General features: G+C 43.8%; 13 protein-coding genes. 1 reads left to right on the top strand and 12 read right to left on the bottom strand.

Annotation, left to right across the window (positions count from 1 at the left end):
- Positions 1-35: 35 nt before the first annotated feature.
- The 9 genes from AC58QM_RS11290 to AC58QM_RS11250 all read right to left on the bottom strand — a co-directional run bounded on the left by AC58QM_RS11290 (position 36) and on the right by AC58QM_RS11250 (position 16,281).
- On the bottom strand, positions 36-1,148 hold the full coding sequence (locus AC58QM_RS11290; protein ID WP_497283914.1) for a glycoside hydrolase family 88 protein: 1,113 nt from the start codon (positions 1,146-1,148) through the stop codon (positions 36-38).
- A 21-nt stretch (positions 1,149-1,169) separates the two neighbouring features.
- A complete protein-coding gene (locus tag AC58QM_RS11285; protein ID WP_497283912.1) occupies positions 1,170-2,777 on the bottom strand; it encodes a response regulator in 1,608 nt (535 codons plus the stop codon).
- A gap of 8 nt (positions 2,778-2,785) precedes the next feature.
- Positions 2,786-4,513 carry a sensor histidine kinase gene (locus AC58QM_RS11280; RefSeq protein ID WP_497283910.1) on the bottom strand — a complete coding sequence of 576 codons (1,728 nt, stop codon included), beginning with the start codon at positions 4,511-4,513 and terminating at the stop codon, positions 2,786-2,788.
- Positions 4,514-4,630: 117 nt separating this feature from the next.
- Positions 4,631-5,509 carry a carbohydrate ABC transporter permease gene (locus AC58QM_RS11275; protein WP_497283908.1) on the bottom strand — a complete coding sequence of 293 codons (879 nt, stop codon included), beginning with the start codon at positions 5,507-5,509 and terminating at the stop codon, positions 4,631-4,633.
- A 12-nt stretch (positions 5,510-5,521) separates the two neighbouring features.
- Entirely contained in the window at positions 5,522-6,478 is a 957-nt protein-coding gene (locus AC58QM_RS11270) for an ABC transporter permease (RefSeq protein WP_497283907.1), read from the bottom strand.
- Positions 6,479-6,581: 103 nt separating this feature from the next.
- The gene (locus AC58QM_RS11265; protein ID WP_497283905.1) at positions 6,582-8,291 is read right to left on the bottom strand and encodes an extracellular solute-binding protein; all 1,710 of its coding nucleotides are present in this window, start codon (positions 8,289-8,291) and stop codon (positions 6,582-6,584) included.
- Between the two features lie 101 nt (positions 8,292-8,392).
- Positions 8,393-13,027, bottom strand: a complete 4,635-nt coding sequence (locus AC58QM_RS11260) for a polysaccharide lyase family 8 super-sandwich domain-containing protein (RefSeq protein WP_497283904.1) — start codon at positions 13,025-13,027, stop codon at positions 8,393-8,395.
- 263 nt (positions 13,028-13,290) lie between these two features.
- Positions 13,291-13,995, bottom strand: coding sequence for a GDSL-type esterase/lipase family protein (locus tag AC58QM_RS11255; protein WP_497283902.1), 705 nt, complete (start codon positions 13,993-13,995; stop codon positions 13,291-13,293).
- Positions 13,996-13,998: 3 nt separating this feature from the next.
- A complete protein-coding gene (locus AC58QM_RS11250) occupies positions 13,999-16,281 on the bottom strand; it encodes a GH92 family glycosyl hydrolase (RefSeq protein ID WP_497283901.1) in 2,283 nt (760 codons plus the stop codon).
- Positions 16,282-16,376: 95 nt separating this feature from the next.
- Here AC58QM_RS11250 and AC58QM_RS11245 point away from each other — a divergent pair, with 95 nt between their 5' ends.
- Positions 16,377-17,246 (top strand): AraC family transcriptional regulator, encoded by an 870-nt coding sequence (locus AC58QM_RS11245; RefSeq protein WP_497283899.1) that lies wholly within the window; start codon positions 16,377-16,379, stop codon positions 17,244-17,246.
- Between the two features lie 373 nt (positions 17,247-17,619).
- Here AC58QM_RS11245 and AC58QM_RS11240 read toward each other — a convergent pair whose 3' ends face one another.
- The 3 genes from AC58QM_RS11240 to AC58QM_RS11230 all read right to left on the bottom strand — a co-directional run bounded on the left by AC58QM_RS11240 (position 17,620) and on the right by AC58QM_RS11230 (position 22,278).
- Complete coding sequence (locus tag AC58QM_RS11240) at positions 17,620-18,816, bottom strand: S-layer homology domain-containing protein (RefSeq protein WP_497283898.1); 1,197 nt, start codon at positions 18,814-18,816, stop codon at positions 17,620-17,622.
- A 158-nt stretch (positions 18,817-18,974) separates the two neighbouring features.
- The gene (locus AC58QM_RS11235; RefSeq protein ID WP_497283897.1) at positions 18,975-20,861 is read right to left on the bottom strand and encodes a glucosidase family protein; all 1,887 of its coding nucleotides are present in this window, start codon (positions 20,859-20,861) and stop codon (positions 18,975-18,977) included.
- Between the two features lie 25 nt (positions 20,862-20,886).
- Positions 20,887-22,278, bottom strand: a complete 1,392-nt coding sequence (locus AC58QM_RS11230; protein ID WP_497283895.1) for a glycoside hydrolase family 32 protein — start codon at positions 22,276-22,278, stop codon at positions 20,887-20,889.
- Positions 22,279-22,299 lie beyond the last annotated feature (21 nt).

Below are 22,299 nucleotides of genomic sequence, written 5' to 3'. Positions count from 1 at the left end.
GAAAGGCTGCCGTAACGAAACGGCAGCCTTTCCCCCTACAACTTTACCTTCTTCAACTTCAATAGCGCCTCAATAAAATAATAATCCCCATAGATCAGCGAAGTATCTACAAATATATCTTGCATGAAATATCCCGTCGCATGCAGAATAACTCCCTCGGACTCTCCCTGCCAATCCGCATAGTTATGTGTTAGCTCAAAGAGGATCTCCTCTGCTGCTTGCTGATACAATAATCCGTCATCTTCATTCATGAGAGAGGCTATTTCCAGAAGTCCAGAAGCCGCAATAGCAGCAGCTGATGAATCGCGTGGCGCATCTTGGGTCTGCTGCTCAGGCAGACGGAAATCCCAATAAGGTACCTTATCCTCCGGCAAATGGTCCAGGAAGAAGTGCGCTACACGCTTTGCAACAGCTAAATATGTCTCTTTGCCTGTATATTGATAGCTCAGTGCAAATCCATAAAGTGCCCAAGCCGCTCCTCTTGACCAGGCAGAATCTGCGGCATAGCCTTGACCCGCCAGCGCTCCCACACGCGCACCTGTCTCAGGATCGAAAGCCACAATATGATGGACCGATCCATCTTCTTGCATAAAATGATTGAGCACCATATCGGCATGTAGCTCTGCCATATGACGATAACGTGGATCGGCAATCGTTTCCGAAGCCCAATATAACAGAGGCAAATTCATCAAACAATCGATAATTGCCCAGCCGCTGTGATCTTCGCCACCCCAATTTGGCCATGCGCGAATGAAGGAACCCACAGGATTAAATCTTCCTGCAAGCAGATTGGCCGCCATCAAGGCGTGTCGTTTTGCATCCTCATCAGCCAAAAACTCATACTGCTTCATACTACTTAGACCGAACATAAAACCCACGTCATGATGTAAATGCTCATATTCCCATAAGGTTTGACTAATTTGCTTTTCGCAGTCTACAGCCAACGCTTTTAACCGTTCATTGTTCGTTTCACCATAAACCAACCAGAGTATTCCCGGCCAAAAACCTGCTACCCAATCATGGGCTGGCGAAGTGACGTAACGGCCATTCTCGGTTCCATTCGGAAACGATGCACCCAAGATGTGACTTGTTTTTTCAATTTTATCAACAACCCGTTCCCAAGCCTTCTCTACCCATGTGTTGTCCATGTGACACTCCCCTCGCGCTTGTTATTGCTTCCGAAAGCTGTCCGGCGTCACACCGTAATAATGTTTAAATCGCCGAATAAAATGCTGTGGGCTTTGGTATCCGACTTTTTCTGTAATCTCATATATTTTAAAGGAGGTCTTTTCAAGCAGTCTCTTCGCTTCCTCCATCCGTGCATGCAAAATGTATTCGCTCAAATTTAAGCCGGTAATCTCTTTGTATATTTTCGATAAGTAGACGGCATGTAAATAGACATGTTCACTAATCGATTGCAAGGTAACATCCTTGGATAGATTTTGCTCAATATACGCATGAATTTTATTGACGAGCTGGAGATGATTCTCATCATCAACGGGCGAATCTTCCTCTATGAGCGCTTCCAGAATGAGGCTACACCATGCTTTCAATTGCTTCGCGGAATGAATCACACTGTGTTCTTTATGAACGGAGCCAATTCCGATAATATCTTCCAAGACTTTGCCTTTCTTATGGGCCAAAAAGGTAAAGCAGCTCAACACATGCAAGTAGGCTTCTCGCAGATGAGCGCGGGAATCCGCTTGTTTCTGCTCTAATTCTTGAAAAATGGCATGCAATTTCTCATTTAACTTATCGAGATTGTTGCTATCCATCAGTTGAATCAGCATCGGGGCTTGATACAAGATTCGCAAAGGTTCCACTCCGCGGCTAATGACATTTTGCCTACTTAAGATAAAAACTCCGTGTCGCTCTGAAGAACTCATAGCCGAAGAGATAACCGAAGTATAGCAAGCCTGGACTTCATCAGGAAATTGAGCCGGTGTAGAGAGGTAGATCGCTACCTTGCCTTTGAGATACCGATTTACCTGCTCCAACAACAGGTTGGCAATCGACAGCAGCCCTTCCTCGTGCCAAGCAGCACCTTCGGCATGTATCGGCTTGAGCATCAGGGTAATATTTTCTTGCGGTGCTCTCCTTGTCCACAGACTGAAATGACTTTGGAGCAATTCCTCTGCTATATTCGAAACCGCATACTCTAATAAATGCATATCTGAGAGATTATAAGATTCATAGAAATGAGGATCGAATTGAATCACCATGAATCGAATCTCATCGCCACAGGCAAATGGAATTTGATACATCTCCACTTTCTCTGTCAGTTGCTTAGAAGAGATTTTTGCGCCTTGCAAAAGATCATGCAATAAATTCTCTTTTAGGAGTGGTAAATTTTGATGCAGGATAGCATTAGCCTGTTCAAAAGCTTGCGAATGTTGTAACTCATTCTGACGCTTGCTGATGATGCGGCTTACAGCGTCGATGAGCAATTGATCGCGCACAGGTTTAATCAGGTACTCCAGCGCATGCAGCTCGATCGCCTTCTTCGCATACTCGAATTCGGCATACCCTGTCAACAGAATGGCATCAATCTTCCGGTTGGACTCGTTAATGCGTTCTAATAACTCCAGACCACTCATGCCAGGCATACGAATATCTGTGATGACAATATCAATGGGATATGTCTCCAGAATAGCCAGCGCCCCTTGGCCTTCATAGGCTTTATGAATCATGGTTATCCCTAGCTCTTCCCAGGGTAATGTAACTGCTAACGTATCAACTTGATGCTTATGATCATCTACAATCAGTAATGAAAACATCTTTGAGCTCACTCCCCTGCTGCTTTCTCCCAGATCAACTCAATCCGCAATCCGCCTAACGCCGAATTATCCAAACGCATTCGGGACCGCTGTCCAAAATAATAGTGGAAACGGTGATAGACATTCCAAACCCCTTTTTGCGGGGAATCATTGTGCTCATCTTCCGTCTTAAGCCTTAACTTAGTCAAAGCTTCGGCCGACAAGCCTGGCCCGTTATCCTCAATAATCAGCCGGTAGAGCGGACCGTCATCAAGACCAACAATGGTGATAAGACCGTTCATCGAAATTTCCTCGAGTCCGTGTACGATCGCATTTTCAATGATAGGTTGAATGATTAGTTTGGGAATTTTCATCGCTTTCATCGTCTCTGGGACGGAAACAATATACCGAAATTTATCCAGTTGCTGATTCATAATATTCATATAATTAACAGCCAGCTCCAGCTCAGTGCCGAGCGTGGTCTCCAACGTCTCATTCCGGGTCGTATATTTATAGTAATCTCCCAAATTATGAGCCATCGCAATAACCGACTGAGGCTTGTTCATTTTTGCCATATTTACGATATACGCTAGGCAATTATACAGAAAATGAGGATTAATTTGCGATTGAAGCTGCTTCATCACGGCTTCTCTAGAGCGAATCTCTTCTACGTACACGCGTTTAATCAGTTCATCTATTTCCTTCGCCATATCGTTAAATGAATCAAACAATTGTTTAAATTCATCCTTCCGCAAGCTTTGGATGCGATACGAGAAATTTTTGTTTTTGATATGCTCCGAGCTGCGGATTAAGATGCGAATCGGTACCTGGATATAAAAATACAAGAAATAAGCAGCCACCATACCGAGTAATAACAACAAAAACAGAATGAGATAAAATAAATTGCGACTATGATTCACCGGGTTGAGAATTTCCTCCAGGGGCTCAATATCCACCAAGCTCCAGTTTAACTTCTCAGATGGAAGCACATAGAGAATATATTTCTTTCCGCTCAACTCGACGACCGTTGAACTCTTCTTCAACCCTTTTCCATCCTGAAAGGGAGACTTCTGCATCAACTGTTGAATGAGCGTCATATTCGCCGTACTGTTATACACAATTTGATCGAAACTGCCATAGAAAAAGGCGTCACCGTTGCCGGCGATTTTAAACTCATCCAGTAAATTCGCAATATTTTTCGTGAAAAAATCAACACGTATAATGAAATCTGATTTCATGATATCCGTTGCTTCTGCCTGATACGGCGATATGAAAAACCGTGAAAACGCATCCGTTTTGACACCACTTATATCGACTTTCGTTAATTTCCAATTGGCTGTGTAATCCTTTAAGATCTCCACTTGATTCAGTCCTGTTGAAGGTACCGTAGACAAAGCAAGGTCAATTTTCGGAAAATAGAGCGTAATAATGTTCATAATTTGATTGGTCATACTAAATAGGTTGAGCTTGCTTTCAATCGATTGAACCACACTTACGCGATCATAACTGGCAGGGGGCAATTCGCCGTAGGCGACTTTTTTAATTTCTGGATCTTTGGTGACGAGCGTGGCGTAGATCATGTTCTGATCCAATAAGCTTTCAATTCGGTTGAGAAAGTACGATAGCTTCTCTTCATTCCGTGTATTAATTTGATTTTCAATGACATGTACACTCTGTTTATAGGAATAGGCGTAAAGGGCAAGAATGACGATTAAACTCATCACGATAAGAAGGATTACTCTCTTGATTAGATTCATTAGCCGGTGCTCCCTATCTTCCGTTTGCTCTATTATACCAATTGAAAGCTTATGGTTGTAAAAATCATACAGTGAAAACAGCTCCTAGGATTGCCCTAACAGCCATTTCACTTTGATTTATTCTTTTACCGACCCCAATGTCATCCCCTGTACGAAGTACTTTTGCAGAAAAGGATACACAAGCAAGATCGGGACTGTACCGATAAAGATCAGTGCTGATTTTAAAGAACGCTCCGATAATTTATTCAAATCCTCTGGATTAAGACCAATTTTCGTAAAATCAAAGCTAGCAATTAAAGCTTGTAAAAAGGTAGCTAATGGAAAAAGCTCTGCTTTGTTCATATAAATCATACCGTCAAACCAAGCATTCCAATGAAAAACCATCGTAAATAAGGACAATGTGGCAATAGATGGTAAAGAAATTGGCATGAATATCGTGAATAGAATTCGGAAATGTCCTGCTCCATCCATCATCGCTGCTTCTTGCAATTCCTTTGGTATTCCTCGGAAAAAATTCATCATTAGGACGACGTTGAAGACATTGACAGCCGAAGGCAAGATTAGTGCTAGAAGGGAATTAGTTAGCCCTATTTTCTGTACCACCAGATATGTTGGAATGAGTCCGCCGTGGAAGAGCATCGTAAAGACAAAGAACCAAGCATACAGCGTTCTTCCTCTGAAAATCTGATCTTCTTTGGACATCGAATACGCTGCGAGCATTGTTAAAAACATCGTAAGTGCCGTTCCAAGTACCGTCCTAAACACACTGACTTTGAATGCAATCAGAAAGTTGTTACTGTTCAACGCCTTCTCATATGCCGTGAAATTAAAGCCGACAGGCCAAAATTTAACTAAGTAAGCTGTCGTCGCATAATCTGAACTAAACGATACAGCCAAGACATGCACCATGGGGAGAATACAGAGAAAAGCGGCAAGTGATAGGAAAATATAATTCGAGAATTGAAACATTTTCGTGGAGAACGATAATTTAATCATGGCTATATCCCCTCAGAAAATCCTGTAATTTGCATATTTAGATGCTAATTTGTAAGTCGTAGCAATGAGAATAAATCCAATGATGGACTTAAAAAATCCAACTGCAGTTGCAAAACTGTATGACCCTTGCTGTAGACCAATCCGGTAAACATAGGTGTCAATAATATCGCCTTTCGGATATACAAGCGGATTATAAGTATTAAATACCTGATCAAATCCAGCATTCAGAATGTTGCCTAACGATAAAGTAACAATAACAATGGCTATAGGAATCACTGCTGGAATGGTAATGTGAATCGTTTTCTGCCAATTATTTGCACCGTCAATATCTGCAGCTTCATACATATTCGGGTTAATGCCTGCCATAGCAGCTAAGTAGATGATCGTACCGAATCCAAAATCCTTCCAAACATCACTGACGACAAGGGTAAAGCGATACCAGTTTCCACTTCCCAGAAAGAAGATCTTATCCAAGCCTATCCCGACGAGAAGTTGATTAATCATCCCATTCGTAGACAGCAGATCCGTAAGGATGCCACCGAGAATGACCCAGGAGATAAAATGAGGCAAGTAAACCAGCGATTGAATAACTCGCTTAAAGATGACGGCACGAACTTCATTCAGTAGTAAGGCGAAAATGAAAGGTGCTAAGGAGCCTGCAATAATTTTGAGAACCGCAATGATCAGCGTATTCCAAATGACTTGCAAAGCCGTTGGATCATGAAACATAAATTTAAAATGCTTCCATCCTACAAAAGGTGAACCAAAAAGTCCTAACCATGGTTTGAAGTCTTGGAAGCCAATTGCGAACCCGACCATCGGCGTATAGCTGAAAATGAGCAATAACACAACGGAAGGCAATAGGAACACATGTAGTGGCCACGTTTGTCTTAGATTGAAGAAGCCTTTTCTGTTTTTAAGGGGAATTGCCCTCTCTTGCAAAGCGTATTGTATCGTTTCCGATTTCATCCGATTCGTCTCCTATCGATCGTTAGGACTTCTCTATAAAAAGAAAATGCGGAGAACCCAAGTTACACCAGCACTCCGCATTTCTTATCACATCGTGGAACAATTACTTCAGGCTAGCTGTATACTCATTCACTTCTTTCGTAATTTGTGCCCCGCCTTGATCATTCCATTGCTTCACAAAGGTATCAAAATAGTCCGTTTTTTGTTTACCGTAAATGATTTGCAGGAAGGTTTGCTCCTCCAGGGCAATGAGCTGTTCCCATTTTTCTTTCATCGTTGGCGTGTTCGCCCCAAAGAATCCACTCTGCACATCTTTATTTAACTGTTGAAACGCAACTGCAAAGCCGTCAATCGTTAATTGGCCATTCTCGGCAGCTAGTTTCTGCTCAAAAATATTGTCTTTCTTCCCTGCTGCGACACGTTGGTAAATGTTAGGTCCAGACATGACATTCGTTGGAGCTGTTCCGGATCCTGGTGACATCAGCAGATAGGCATTTAAGCTCAATGTACCTTCGGGAATGTTCTTCCAATCCGGCTTTCCATCTTTTATCACATAGTCATAGCCTTCTCCCTTACCGTTTGCAAATGGACACTGCGCATCCTCAACCGAGCAACCGTACATCGTATCCCAATATTTAAAGATGGCTTCCATATTCTTAAATCCTTCACGGAAAACATAATTCCCATAAGACGGCGGTGATGCCTGCCTTCCCACCTCACCTTTGATTCCTGCAGGAATCGGATATGGTTTGAAATCTAAGGCTAGATTTTTGGTTTTGGCTTCATTTACTGCCGTCCCTACTGGCCAGCCGCCAGCCCATCCTGGTGCAAAAGCAATTCCAGCTTTACCTGAAGTAAAGTCTGCCATGGCTTTCGCTGCGTCTTGCGTACCGAAGTCAGGACTGATATACCCCTTACTAAACCATTCTTGTAATTTGCCTAAAGCATCCTTCACACTTGGCTTCGTTGAGCCGTATTGCAGTTTGCCATCTGTCCCTTGCAACCATTGGTAAGGCTGATCTTGACCAAAAATAAACGAAGCATCCGACATGAAGTTCATCGTTGGTTTATGGTAGCCGGTGTTTGCCCCAAAGGCCATGCCATACGTATCTTTTTTCCCATTGCCATCAGGATCCTTGTTTGTAAACGCATCCATGACAGCTTCATATTCTTGCACATTCGTTGGTGCTTTGAGGTTGAGCTTCTTGAGCCAATCCTCTCGAATCCACATCACGGTGTTACCTACAATCCCATTGGACAGGGTAGGCAACCCATACAGTTTTCCGTTTCGTTTGACCAAATTCCACACTTCCGGATTTTTCTGATAGGATTCTTTCACCCTTGGCGTTGCATACTTCTCAAAGGCCTCATCAATGGATTGAATTTTCTTGGAGGCAACAAGATCTTCAAACACGGTACCAGAGGCAGTGAGCACATCAGGCAATGCTTCGCCGCTTGTTAATGCTAAACGAACTTTCGTTTCCAGCGCACTCGCATCCGTGACCACCCATTGATATTTTGTTACAATTCCCAGCGTGTCTTTGAACCAACGGGAGATTGGATTATTCTCAGGCGTGTCGCCATTGCGAAGCTTATCGGACGGTTTTAGGGCAATCGCTGCCGTGATCGTAACAGGCGGATCAAACTTCGTTCGATCATTCTCTTTCGCGACAGCCGCCACGCTCTTCGTCGCTGCTGGACTTGCAGCAGGTGAAGTTGCTGGACTATCCGCTGCGCTGCTACAACCTGCCAAAACGCTCATACTAAGTAAGATGCTTACTACTGCTTTTTTTGATGTGAACTTACGCTTCATGTTATTTGTATGCCCCCTTGTAAACTAACTATCTTACACTTTTATTATGGCATCCGACCAAAAGGAATGAAATGATCGAGATTTAAGATCATGAACTTTCGTTAATCATTCACTTCACTGAAAAACTCGACCTTGCCAATCTGTGGATTCCACACGTTGGCCGTATGCTGTTTGTAAACAATTTTTAAATACTTCGTTCCTGTCGGTAAGTTCCCGCTGTAGGTTCTCTTCAGCCATCTAACCAACAAATCGGTTTTCACAGGAGAAATCAGCGTATAGGTCACATTATCAGGTGAACTATACAATTCAAAATCCGCCGATGGCTCATAGGTCCAGAACCACGTATCGATCGCGTAGGATTTCATATCCATCTCGGGTGCAGCCTTATAGACAATAGATTCGTCTGTATTCGTATTTCGTGCTAACCGGGAACCATCTCCTCCAAATGCGACGGCATTTGAGGTGTCAAAATACAAATGACTGGAATGATCGTACATCTTGCTGAAATTATACACATCATCAGTAACTGTAGCACTTGTAGGCGTCGGCACTTTACTCGTCAGAGTTACTTTACCAATCTGAGCATTCCAAGCATTTGCTGAGTGCTGTTTATAAATGATTTTCAAATACTGCGTCCCTCTAGGCAAGGTACCGCTGTAGGTCACTTTATTCCAGGTACCTGTGACGGTTGCTTTAGCCGGCGTATAAACCGTATAAGTCACATTATCTGGAGATACGGCAAACTCAAAATCTGTGGAGGTCTCGTAAGGCCAGAACCACGTATCCGCGCTAAAATTCCGCAGTTCCATGTCCGTTACCGCTTTATACACGACATACTCGTCGCTGTTCGTAAGTCTGACTAATCGCGTAGCATCATCGCCAAATGCTTGAGGATTAGATCCGCTGATACTAAAGTTTGCGCTTCGTGCAAACATCTGGGTATAGTCGTACACATTGTCAACGACCGTAATGCTCGTAGGAGGAGGCAATTTACTCGTCAATGTGACTTCAGCAAGCTGCGGGTTCCATACATTGCTCGTATTGTGCATGTAAACAATTTTAAGATACTGCGTTCCCGTCGGCAGCAACCCGCTGTAATTCACTTCTTTCCAGCCATTTGCGCCAACTACTTTAGCTGGAGCGAAAGCTGTATAAGTGACATTATCCGGCGAGCTGTAAAACGCAAAGTCAGTTATAGCTTCATTCGCCCAGAACCATGCCTTTGCTGCAAATTCAGTGATATCTTTATTCGGCAATGCTTTGTAAATGATATATTCATTCGTGTTTTTGGTTCTAATTAACCGTGAGGTATCACCATTAAATGCTTCGGCTTGCCCGCGATCAAAACTTAAATTTGCACTGTGTGCAAAGGTTTGCGTAAAGTCATCCAACACATCCACAATGGTATCTGGAACTGGATCAACGGTATGCGTTGGAGGTGCTGTTGGTGTTGGCAAAGGCGTCGTAACGGACGTGTTAACTTGTAGTTTTATTTTGTGCGATTTGCCATCTTTAGCTTGGGTATTTACTTCGAACTTTATGGTAGGACTCAACTGTAGGACGGTTATACTTGGGTCTTTTTCAATCACAGATAGCCCAGCTTTATGAATTTCGTAGGTAACCTTCGCTTGCAAGTGTGTAGGGTCTGAAACAGCGATATCTAGGACACTGCCTTGATCCTTTAACATGATGGAGGAAGGATTCGATGCCGTCAGATAACTGAAAGTACTTGGTGACCAAAAATTAGCCCCCAGGATTCCCTGTGTTTTCTCCTTCACTGCTTGCACGTTCGTATTGTTAACCAGGATTTCAATATTAGGGTTCGAGCTGTAACTCGCAGTTTCCGCAGCTGTTTTATTTGGCAGTAACACGTAGGCGTAATTCTGATAGAACGGATTCGTTCCATGATCTAACCAGAGTGTTAGATAATTTTTACTTAATACGGTCGTAGGGCCGCCTTTATTGAGCTGTGACCAGCTGCCTTGCGAGACATTTCTCGACCCTTTCAAGGAAGTAGGTTGCGGGAAGTAGTAACCGCCAGTTCCTTCCAGATACGCATAAGACACATTACTCATCGTTTCTGTCCATCCTAATCCAGCAGGTTTCGTTACGCCATTCACAACGAGCTGCTCATCCCCTTTGACTTTTTTCGTCGCATGCAGAGGATCCAACACAGACCCTGAAGCATCTGGGGCATACATTTGAATTTCGGAGACATGATTGGACAGATCTACGTCATTTCCATGGAAAATGAATTTGATATATCTGGCTGTTGTATCCACGATATCATAGGCTGTAATCTCCGATGATAGTATTGTGTTTTGGCCGCTGTAACTAGGTGTCCATGTCGTGCCATCCACAGATGTTTGGATCTCAAAGGCATAATGCTTCTCCGTACCTTGCTCGAAGCTGATCCCTACGTGTCCTACTGCTGTAGGGCTGCCTAAGTCAACTTGCAGCCACTGACCATCTCCAGTCGCCGACCAGAACGTACGAATATCATTGTCATTCACTTGTGGAACATCGCTTGAACCTACGCTACTCGTCACCCCATTCACATTCAATGCCGCAACAGTAGGAAGGATAAGAAGATTGCCCGCTGTACATGGCGCATAGATTTGCACTTCCGTGATACTGTTCCACGGCCCTGTTGAGTTTTGATGACCGATAATTTTAACATATCTGCCTTGGGTATCCGGAAAATCAACGATTTGTAACTGTGTATCGCTCACGATGCTAGAAGTTCCGTTGAAGACTTGAGCCCACGCCTGACCATCCTCGGAAACCAAGACTTCATAATTCGTCGTTCTTGCGGATTGAAGCATAAAGCTTATCCCTATATATCCAATGGATTGTATTTTACCAAGATCATATTGAATCCATTGGCCATCGCCACTGGAGGACCATCTCGAACCAAAGTTATTGTCAAACGTATTTTCCGGCACATTGCCATCGTTCACACTATCTGTCACCACATAAACTTTATGACGCAAGGGTTCGCTTCCAATAGGTGTGGATGGTGGTGAAGCCTGATCGATGCCTTGTGTAACCTGTGTCTTCGTGAGCATTCTATTTTCAACGGTTGTCTCGATGGTGCGGTTGTCGGTGCTTGTTATTCCTGTCCCAAGCGCCACCACTTCATCGTCAAACATAAACCAGGATTTCTTGGCTTTTAACGTGCTTCCATATCCTTTCAAGTCCATACCGGCTGTTGCAAATTGACCTAGTAATTCTGTCCCCCCTGCCCATGTTTTGGGACTCAGATACCCTGCGCCTTCCTCATCCGCTCTTGGCATCGTATCCACTGTCGTTCCCGGGAGTCGGTACTTATTTACAGTCGGCCAGTAGTCGGTAAACTGAAGCGGATCCTTGTTATAGAGATACGTCATGCCAGCACCTGTGTACCAGCCTTTCAAATTCTCACCATTGGTCGCTTCATATGTGCCAATGCGATGCGATGACATACTGACACCGAATCCAAACCCTGGACGCAGATGAACCACCTGATCCATGCCAGCATAGACCTTGGTTTGCACCTTTTCTCCTCTAGGCACAATGCTGTTATCATTCATGATCGCCTTGGCCAGGACCGTCGTACTTAAGTTAGCATCCTTGTAGAAATTAAATTGGGTATCCGCACCAATCCACGCTTTCACCATCGCTTTCATTCGCTGTGCATCAGCTGTAGGGGCACTCTGAGCTAAGCGGATGATCGAAGCTATTACATTATGGCCAACAACATGATCTTGCTCATAATTTCTGGAGATGGCTCTCCCTCTCGTCATATCCATCATGGCACCGTTATAGATAAGCGGTTCATACGAGTCATAGATCCATTTGTAAACATTTGCTCCACCTGCATAGGTAGGTTGCCATGGAGAACTATTCAGTAAAAGCAGCAAATTCGTTAGCTCTTGCAGCAAACTTACACCATAGCTTCCCGTGTAAGCGTAAACATTATGTTGGATAAAAGATCCATCCTTATAGAAGCCATCCCCCGATGTCACATAATCAAATACCGGATTTAATGCATCCCTTGCTGACGTCAGCTTCGTCGCGGATTTTAGAATCACACCTCGCAAAGCAACCACTTGGCATTTCCAAACTAAATTTGCCCCTGTAGGCACATATTGCGCGTTGTTCACTTTGTTCGGATCAGGGGAGAACTTCTCAATCCCTTGCATGTAGTTGGTTATTTTTAACGGTGTACTGATGAGATCATCATACATGAGTACAACAATATCATTAATATGTAGCGGTGTACCTATCTCCCAGTCCCACCAATTCCCATAAGCTGATTTCGTTTCATTATATCGATTGGTATACATCCAATCCATCGCATCAATTATGTCAGCCTTTAGATCCTGATTTCCGTATAAACTGGAACCAATCGTGCTGTACGCTAGCGCCATTCCCTTTATTCGAAGGTAGCTCCCTGTAATATGGGAGGAATCGACCAAACTGTTCAAATCGCTCCACAAGTAATTCTGATTAGGATTAATTTGCATCGTACTCCAGCTGGTTTGACTTATACTGTTCAGCTTAGACGCTATATCCGGATCTGATGTGTCTAACGAGGCTCCTCCTGTCAAATAATTCTTCCACCTGATCCGCATCGTATCATAATCATCATCTGTCGCATGCACCTGTGTAGCACTGAACAGTCCTACAAACGCAAAGATTACAACCGTCATCACTAATAAGAACACCTTCAATCCACTTTGTCTTGCCAGCATTACTCCACCACCATCTTTCCTTAGAATAGAAACGGGTTCGTTTCCCCATCATTATTCCACCCACAGCTAGCTATTGGATATGATCACTTCTAAAGATCATGAACTTTCATTAATGGAAAATGAGAAAGAGGCTATCTCAAAAGTCTATGTAGACTTATTGAAACGCCTCTTTTTCATCATGGACCGAGCACATTAGCTGTAGTTTTTACATCTAAATGCGATTCGAGAGCGGGACCGCCCCAGAGTTAATGCATCTTGTATACTTAGATTTCTATGCCTTTACGTCCTAATTCTTCACGTAAAACATCTGCCATAATGTTATAGCCAAGTACATGCGGGTGAAGTCCATCGTCTGCAAGCCCATCGCGCAACTCGTTGCCTTCTTCTCTGATCATTTGTGAATGGTAATCGACATAAATAACTTCGTGTTTAGTGGCTACTTTTTGAAGTTGCTCGTTTACACGGCAAATACTCCCGTTTCGCAGCGCATTATTTCCCGATTGTGGCATATTCGTTGGCAGAATAGAACAGATCACTGGGATAATCCCGTGTGCTTTCGCCTTTACTACCATGTCCTGAATATCATGAACAAGTGCTGGTATGATTTGCTCCGCAGTTCTCTTATGCTCGATTATCGCACCATCCAACGCCCAGAAATTGTTCACGCCAATTTTAATCACCACAACCTTCGGTTTCAATTGAATGACATCGGCTTCAAATCTTCTTAACACATGGCTGCTAATATCTCCACCAATTCCTCGGTTTACAATAAAACGACCGCCACGTCCAAAATAAGCATTCAGCTCCCACATATGCGTAATTGAATCGCCAATAAATACAAAATCAACAGGTACTTTGTGCGCGATCAAGACCTCGTTACCTAAATCAAATTCTCCTCTGCGGCTATCCGCTGCAGCAGCCGTTGCAAAGAAACCTGGTTTCACTATTGCCTCACGTTGTATTGTCATGTTTCATTTCCCTTCTGGTTGTACTTCGAGTGACATTGAGTAAGGCAAATGCTTATTCTCTACCTGTGTATTCGTCGGTGTGTCCGACATGGCAAACTGGATGACAGCACCATTCATAAGTTGATCATGTGAAAAAAATAAAGGCTGATGCGGTTGATGGTTGACATGCACACGTTCTACATAACGGTGACTTTGCGCAATATGATCAGCTTCTATCACAATCTGTTTACCGTTCTCCAAGTGAAGTGTCATTCGCTCAAACATCGGACTCCCAATTACATACTCAGGCACACCGGGACATAACGGATACATCCCCATGCAGGCAAAAATGTACCAAGCGCACAAACTCCCGTTGTCTTCATCACCGGGTAAGCCATCAGGTGCAGAACTAAACAGCTCTTCTGCCGTTTTTCTAACCCAGAATTGCGTGCCAGCAGGCGAGCCTGCCGCTGCAAAAAGGTAAGGGATATGAAAGCTGGGTTGATTGCTGATCGCAAATTGACCGAAGTTAATCGAGGACATTTCCGACATTTCATGGATTTCAAAACCATAGCTGCCTACTTTAAACAAGGGCGGAGTCGTCATTAACGCCTCTATCTGAGCCAAGAAAACGTCTTTTCCTCCCATTGACTCGGCTAATCCAGCGATATCATGTTGAACAGCCCAACTGCACTGCCAAGCGCCGCCTTCACAATAAGCACCACCCCATTCAAATGGGTCGAAGGGTTCCACCCAACTGCCATCTGCGTTTCTCCCTCTCATAAAACCTACGGAAGGGTCCAATAATTGGGCATAATTCCTTGCCCTATTCATTAGAAGCGTGTAGTCCTCATCTTTTCCAAGACTTTTCGCCAGCTGCGCAATACAAAAATCGCCATATACATAATCCAATGTATTGCTCACACTCTCGTGAAACTGATCTGCTGGCAAATACCCATATTCTTGGTAGGCACGAACGCCTTTCCTGCCAAAATGAGCATCTTCCGCCGCCTGACAGGCATGCTTCAGCAAGCCTTCATAAGCCGACTGCACGTCATACCCTGCTATCCCTTTGATCGTAGCATCTGCAAAGACTGCATCAATTAACGTTCCTGGCATTGCACTTCGTTCGCCAGGTGAAGACCACTTCGGCATCCAACCGCCTTCCTTATAGGCGTTCACGTAAGATTCTAAGATTTCCCCCAACCGAGATGGACATAACAGACTGAACAAAGGATAAGAGGTACGATACGTATCCCAAAATCCATTATCACAGTACATCGGTCCCTGAACGATTTGACCGTTATAGGGACTGTAATGCACCTTATCCCCCTTATCAGTAAACTCATGCCACATCCTAGGAAATAAGCAAACTCGGTATAAGCAGGTATAAAACGTGCTTAATTTATCTTCATCTGGATCTTCCACTTGTATGCGATTCAGCGTTTCTTCCCACGCTTGGGCTGCCTCCTCACGCACCAAATCGAATGACTTTGAACCAATTTCCTGTGAAAGGCTGCTTATCGCTTGCTCCAAACTTATAAAGGAAGTGCCGATCCGAAGATTAACCTCTCCTGAATCTGGGATATTCAGTCCAATAAATGCACCTGTACGATTACCTACTTCATGTAAGTGTATGGATGCCTTACCATCCTGATCCCAAGTACCACTCGCCTGCACATCCAAATCACAGTCAAATTCAATCACATAATACATCGCCAAATTCTCAGGAACACCACCCGAATTCGCACGCGTATATCCCGTTAACCTGCGACCGTTAGGGTCGATGGTGATGGATGACTCTCCCGAAAATGGCGCCACAAGTACCCTCGCCTCTTGCGGGTCCTCAAACGTTATTCGCATGCTTGCACAACGTTCTGTTGGGCTCAGTTCGAATAACGTGTTGTAGCGTTGGAGCCTTACACTGAAATAATCGGGTCTAACCGTCATCTCTTCCCTTCGAAAAGAGGACGATCGCTTGGCAGCCGTCAGGGCAAGTGGACCGGTTTGCGGCATGATCGTTAAATGTCCATAGTCCCCGATCCATGGGCTTGGCTGATGCGTCAGTCGAATCCCTTCCAAATGACGATGAGTGGGATGGAAAAACCAGCCGCCGCCTCCTTCATCGGTTTGAGGACTCCATGCCGCCATTCCGAAAGGTCGTGCAACTAGCGGAAGCGTATTCCCATTGGAGAAACGAAAGGTAGAAGCTGTCCCCTGCAAGGGATTTACATAGTGCAAAACATCCATTTTCATACCAACCTTCCTCTTGCATATGTTTTCTTCATTGTAATCACTCTTCGCCATCACTTCTTATCAATATTATGGAAAGTATCTCATTTTTTAAGATTTTAGATTATGATAGCAGTAACTGAATTTCTTTAAAGGGCGTGATTCCTTCCGTGATTCCTTTTAACCTGCCTGGAGACCAAGAACTGCACGAAGCCTTTCCCTATACATTTAAAATTCATAAACTAACCGCCGATATCCCTCCACATACGCATAATTTTCTTGAATATACCTACGCCTTTTACGGCAGTGGCATAGAAATTATTAATGGGATCGAACGTCCCATTCAACCTGGTACCTTCACGCTGTTGCTTCCGCATCAAGTGCATCAAATCCGAATATCGCGAGGTCAAGAACTGCATTTATATGTTGGAGCCATTGGACTGCAAGCTATCTATGGTTCTGATGAGTCTACAGCCGCTTTTAGCGATTTACTGCTTCGTGCAGGCACAGAAGGTGAGCCTTCCTACCAGCTGGAGGATGAACTTTCCAAACAGCTTCTTCCTATTTTCGAGAGCATGCATCAGGAAATACTTAGTCATCAACCTTTAAGCCAACTCATGTTCAAAACGAAACTAACCGAAGCTTTCATCTTATTAGAACGCAGATGCTTTACACACCAAGACACACCAACACAAAGAACCCCTAAACATAGAAAGGGGAAAATGTGGGAAATTATTCTCTTTGTCTATCAACATTTCCGGGAAGACATTAAACTGGAATCGTTGGCTGAGCGCTTTTATTTAAGCGTCCCTCATATTAGCACATCGTTTAAATCAATAATTGGCGACAACTTTCACAATTTTCTAGAAAAAATACGCATATCGCACGCTTGCAGTTTGCTAATTTCTAGCAATATCCCCGTAACCTCTGTTTGTTTTGAGGTCGGATTTACATCATACTCCACCTTTTCGCGCGTATTTAAAGAGCGGCTTACCATGTCCCCTTCTGATTATCGAAAGCTTAATCATGGTTCGAACTAACATAGGATTACACAAGTCCCTAACGTTTCATCAAAGGAGAAGTCTGCAGCTAAACGCGCGTATTTCAAAATGCGCCGTGTTAACTGGAAAATATACAGCTATTTAAGCGGAATTCCCTTGAAAAATAGAAATAAATGGAAAATATGATGTTAATTATCTCTCTGCTGCTCTGATCGGGTAATATGGACAAAATTAACTGTAGGTTATCCATTTATTCTGTATTTGCACAGAAAATCGATACATTTAACTGTAGGAAATCCATCTATTCGCTAATAGAATAGATGATCTCCAAATAGCATCCAGCAACCGATGGGTAAATAAAAGGTAATGTGCATCGGCAAGCAAAAAGACGCTTCCAGACCCATCTTTCATCTTAATCCTCTCTACGTGGATTTGAGGCAAAAGCATGCGTGGATACAAATATAAATCTGACCTTCTGAGTTGTCTCTTCAAACGTAAATGAAATCACATACGCATTGTTAAAATCTACAATTTGTGAGCGAGATGGCCGAGGTACTAATTCGTCACCGACTTTTTCATAGTAATATTCAGCTATTCCATCTCCGCCGTACCCATCCGTTCCATACGTTTGGAGCACATCGAGCAACGTATTTTCATTAAGTATAATCCGCTGATTCGTCTGGAAATGAGACGGTAGGAGGGAAGAATCATCAATCGACCAAGCGTCCATGCCGCCATTCTTATCAAAATGAACAGAAAGCTGCCCGTACATCTCCATATTGACTACATTTTTTTGCTTAGAAACCCCATATTTTGTGTCAAAAAATGATTTAGGGGTTCCAAATGGAATCACAGCTTTTTCTTGTTTATCTATCAAATTCAAATCTTCTTTCAACATGGGAACCGTTACGAAGTCTACAAGATTTGCTTTGTCTCCAGAGTTCAGAGGTGGCAAGAGCTTAGGATCTGAGGGAGCCATTGGCCTTTGGTTAATGGTACGTATGCCCTTCAATTTAATTGTTCGAATCCATTGTACAGCCTCTGCTCTCGTTAGAACATCGTTGCCAGAGAAGCCTTCTAGGGTAGGTGATGTCTTACCGGACGCAAGCCCCATGCCAAGCAAATATGTAATGGCCTCATCGCCTTGATAATTGACGCCCTGCGCAGCAGCAATAATTTCAGCTGCGTGCCCTCTTGTAATTGGTGTAATCCTTAATGCTTTATCGCTAGCACCTTGTACAGGGTGTTTCCACGTGGAGGCTAGTCGATAAGGACCGTCCATCCAATCTTCCCCTTTACTCACGGGGAGCGCTGCTCCAAACGCTTTATAGAATGTTTTCAAAAATTCAGCCTCGTTTATCGAACGGTCAGGCTGATAGCTTCCATCTGAGTAACCATCGATCATCCTGTGGATGATTGCCCATTGAAACACACTTTCCGCCCAATGATTCTTCACGTCAGAGGGATTTAAGTGAAAATCAATCCATCTAAATTTCACCTGTTCAGCAATCTCACTTGAATTATTTGAAGTGGCCAACGATACCGTGTTCACCATCAACATCGTGAGTGTTATTCCGCAAATCATAAAAACAATATGTTTTGGAACCAATTTGTCTTCCTCCTTTTTACAATGAACTAAGTTAGATTACCACTAATTCCCTATTATTGTATATATTTGACCGTTGCATGACAAAAAATCGAATTAAACAGTTGAACGGTTGCAAATAAAAAAGATGATGTTTACATAAGTAAACATCATCTAATCATTTAACCCTCTTTCAATATACAAGGCACGAATATTTCTTCACCAGCTGCAACAACGAAGGATCTGCAACTATTACCAGGAAATAATGCTGAAAGATCAACCTCAAAGACTCGATCCGACTTGGATAAATTGGTCAAACTAAACCCGGATGAAGTGTACTCATAAGCGATTTGAAAGTGGGATTGCTGCAATTCAACTCGCCCATAGCTTCGCAGTTTGGGTTCTATTCTCAAATCCGCCTCCAAAGAGAACCGTATACCTACATACTCATGAATGAATACCCAAGAGTAGACACAAGGGTATTCATAATAATGGGCAGCGCCATGCCAATCCTTCCCATCTACATAGTAAACATAATCCATATCATAGCGTTCCCCCATGATATAGCCTTCTTTGGCTGCCTGCTCCGAAACACGCTGCAATTGTCCAGCTAGCATGTCCCGATCTTTTTGCCAGGACCAGAAGGCTGCATCCCAGCACCAATAGCGTCCGGCTGCACATAAGTCGTAAGGTCCGCCATCGCCAAGCTCGGTGTCCGTATACTGGTCGATTTCGGCAGCTACGAAGCTAGGAAAACGCTGAAACTCTGCGCGTTTGGCATCCATCAGAGCCATGACCGCCTTTTCCTGTTCTGCCGTAGCATAGCTGAACATAACCGGCAATTCATTTGCCAATAGATGAATATGATCATGCACTTCGCCATGGCGGTCAATCCAATCGACAAATCGGCGACTAGCGGGATCCCAGTAACCGTTAGGCAGAGGTTCAACCATAACCTCGGACAAACGTGATGCTATTTTAGCATAACATTCAGCTTTATCTTCATGTTGTAAGTATTGCTCTAATTGGCTGAGCAACTGAAATGAATTGGCAGCAAGTGCCGTAGCCAACGATTCCCGTCCATCCTTCATCACCTGATCTTCGTAATAAACATCGGACCACAGACGCCCTTTACGGTCGATATAGGCCTCAATTCCACTTGCAGTACCTTCAAGATCTTCGATATGTTTACTGAGCCATTCTCTATCTTTTGTTAGAGCCATATAGAGCCAAGCTGATTCCAATATCTCAACATTGCCTGTAATAAGGAACATGTTCGCATTCGCTTTGCCATCCAGGGAATTTCGCCGTACATGATACTCTCTAGTTCCATCTGGTTGAACTGCACAAGGATTCCTCCACAACTCTTGCGGATCTTCTCTCATGAGCTTGAATTGAAGCTCCATCATTCGACGAATGATGGCAGTATCCAGATCATTGCCCCAGGCCATTCTCCCTTTAATTTGAAATTCATGATCCACATCCGGGTAAGTCCCTGCGTATACAAGCTTCATTAGTGTGCTCAACACAAATCCATCAGATTCCGGGTAACTAGCAGCTTTTGTTTTTTCAATGACAGTAGGAAGCATGGTTCCCCAATAAAAAGCGGCTAACGTTTTCCCTAGTTGTTCCCCATTCTCAAAGTCAAATCGGTATCGGTTGCCAAAACAATCTGCGTAAGGTCTGCACTCAAATGGTATTAACTCACAACGATCGGAAGCAACATGTACCCGAATCTCCTGCTCAGAATCTGCTAGAATTCGGATTGTTCCTTCTGCTCTAATTAGCCATGCGTTATCGATTGAATCAGGATCCTTGGGTAATACCCAAGCATAAGAATCTCCTTCAAGATCCATACTTCCTTCATCCATCGGCAGAACATACCACTGTTTGGATTTCTGCAGGACAAATGAGGGCCCGAAGCCAAAACAAAGCTCAATCGTCTGTGTTCCCTCTGCACGTACTCTCCAAATTGAGTCTTCTTCATGAACTGACTCCGCCTTCATAGATTGAAGAATGCCGAACGGAAGCTTGTGCTTGATATCTAAACCAGAAAACATCGTCATCATCTCAACTCATTTCGTGTGTAGTTTCTCAAGACCAGATGGAAGCCATTTCCCATACACAAAACCTCTGCAACAAGACATCCTTATCGCCCAAAGCAAAGAGACTTACACCATCGCTGGACGCCAAAGTTGGATATATCCTTGCCGTTAAGCATTGCGTATCGTTGATAAATACCTCTAACACGGAATGATCTAAGAATACATGTACCTTAACCTCGTGCTTCGCAGTAAAATCCATAGTACCACTTACCCTTGATTTATCAGGCTGCTCTGACAAGCTGGATCGCAATCTATCTATTGAGACTTTCCCTTTCTCTGGTTCGAAAATAAGAACCGTTTCCTCTTCACCCTGAGGTGATCGGAGCAGTTTAATTCCGAATGGCTGTGAGTCTGCTTCAATATGAAAAAGAGCGGTCATTTCCAATGCCCGTCCGTGAATTTCAAGGGGCTCGTTACCGGAGAGAATTCGCTTATTGTCAAGCTGATACTCATTTCTTCTCAGTATTTGCAATTCAACTGCCGGCTCCATGCGCAACGACTCATCAGGTGCCAAAGTCAATACACGAGGTACGGATTGCATGCCTGCCCAACCCGCATTTCCTTTGAATTCGCCTCTTGCCGCTTCAGGTATCCAGCCCCACAACAGACGCCGGCCATTCGAACCTATCATACTGTTGGGCGCATAGAAGCCATCCGAACCGCTGCAATCCATCGCCCCACGAATCTCAGGCGTAAAGGAGTAGTCCGAGTTCCATGTCCCTATCACATACTTCACTTGACCCGCAGGGGAGTATATCAATACGTACTTATTTCCAAGTTTAAAGAAATTCGGACATTCCCAAATTCCCTCCGTGCCCTCATGAAGCTTGTTCAAAAATTGCCAATCTACTAAATCTGAAGAGCTATAAATTAGCGCACATCCCTTGTCTTCGTGGATGCCGCCAACTACCATGTACCATACGTCCCCTTCCTTCCAAACAAAGGGATCCCGCCATTCTTTAATAGGCATGTCACCGTGAGCTTTCAGACTTAATACAGGATTCGCACGATATTTCTCCCAGCTCAGCATGCCGTCGCGACTGGTTGCAAGCCATTGCTCAGGTCCATCGGTTGCATTCCGCTCACCGGCTCCGATACTTGTATAGAGAATTGTCGGCACGCCTTCATTATCTACAGCACAACCTGAAAAACAATGAAGCTCCCCCAATTCGCGAGAAGGAGTCAAGGCTATCGGCAAATGTTCCCAGTGTACCAAATCCTTGCTTTTAGCGTGTCCCCAATGCATGGTATCCCAATGATCCGCATACGGGTTGTATTGGTAGAAAAGATGATATTCATGATTAATATATAACAACCCATTCGGATCGTTCATCCAATTGTTCTCAGGAAGAAAATGATAAATCGGTCGGTATAGATTCATTTCGGCATTCCCCTTTTAATG

It is taken from the genome of Paenibacillus sp. J22P165, assembly GCF_059692015.1.
Note: the sequence above shows the minus strand (reverse complement) of the source record. Positions and strands in the feature narration are given on the sequence as shown.

Excerpts from the sequence above, each read along its gene's own strand:
- AC58QM_RS11255 (WP_497283902.1), bottom strand. The coding sequence starts at position 13,995 with ATGACAATACAACGTGAGGCAATAGTGAAACCAGGTTTCTTTGCAACG.
- AC58QM_RS11265 (WP_497283905.1), bottom strand. The coding sequence starts at position 8,291 with ATGAAGCGTAAGTTCACATCAAAAAAAGCAGTAGTAAGCATCTTACTT.
- AC58QM_RS11290 (WP_497283914.1), bottom strand. The coding sequence starts at position 1,148 with ATGGACAACACATGGGTAGAGAAGGCTTGGGAACGGGTTGTTGATAAA.
- AC58QM_RS11230 (WP_497283895.1), bottom strand. The coding sequence starts at position 22,278 with ATGAATCTATACCGACCGATTTATCATTTTCTTCCTGAGAACAATTGG.
- AC58QM_RS11250 (WP_497283901.1), bottom strand. The coding sequence starts at position 16,281 with ATGGCGAAGAGTGATTACAATGAAGAAAACATATGCAAGAGGAAGGTT.
- AC58QM_RS11270 (WP_497283907.1), bottom strand. The coding sequence starts at position 6,478 with ATGAAATCGGAAACGATACAATACGCTTTGCAAGAGAGGGCAATTCCC.
- AC58QM_RS11285 (WP_497283912.1), bottom strand. The coding sequence starts at position 2,777 with ATGTTTTCATTACTGATTGTAGATGATCATAAGCATCAAGTTGATACG.
- AC58QM_RS11275 (WP_497283908.1), bottom strand. The coding sequence starts at position 5,509 with ATGATTAAATTATCGTTCTCCACGAAAATGTTTCAATTCTCGAATTAT.
- AC58QM_RS11280 (WP_497283910.1), bottom strand. The coding sequence starts at position 4,513 with ATGAATCTAATCAAGAGAGTAATCCTTCTTATCGTGATGAGTTTAATC.
- AC58QM_RS11235 (WP_497283897.1), bottom strand. The coding sequence starts at position 20,861 with ATGATGACGATGTTTTCTGGTTTAGATATCAAGCACAAGCTTCCGTTC.
- AC58QM_RS11260 (WP_497283904.1), bottom strand. The coding sequence starts at position 13,027 with ATGCTGGCAAGACAAAGTGGATTGAAGGTGTTCTTATTAGTGATGACG.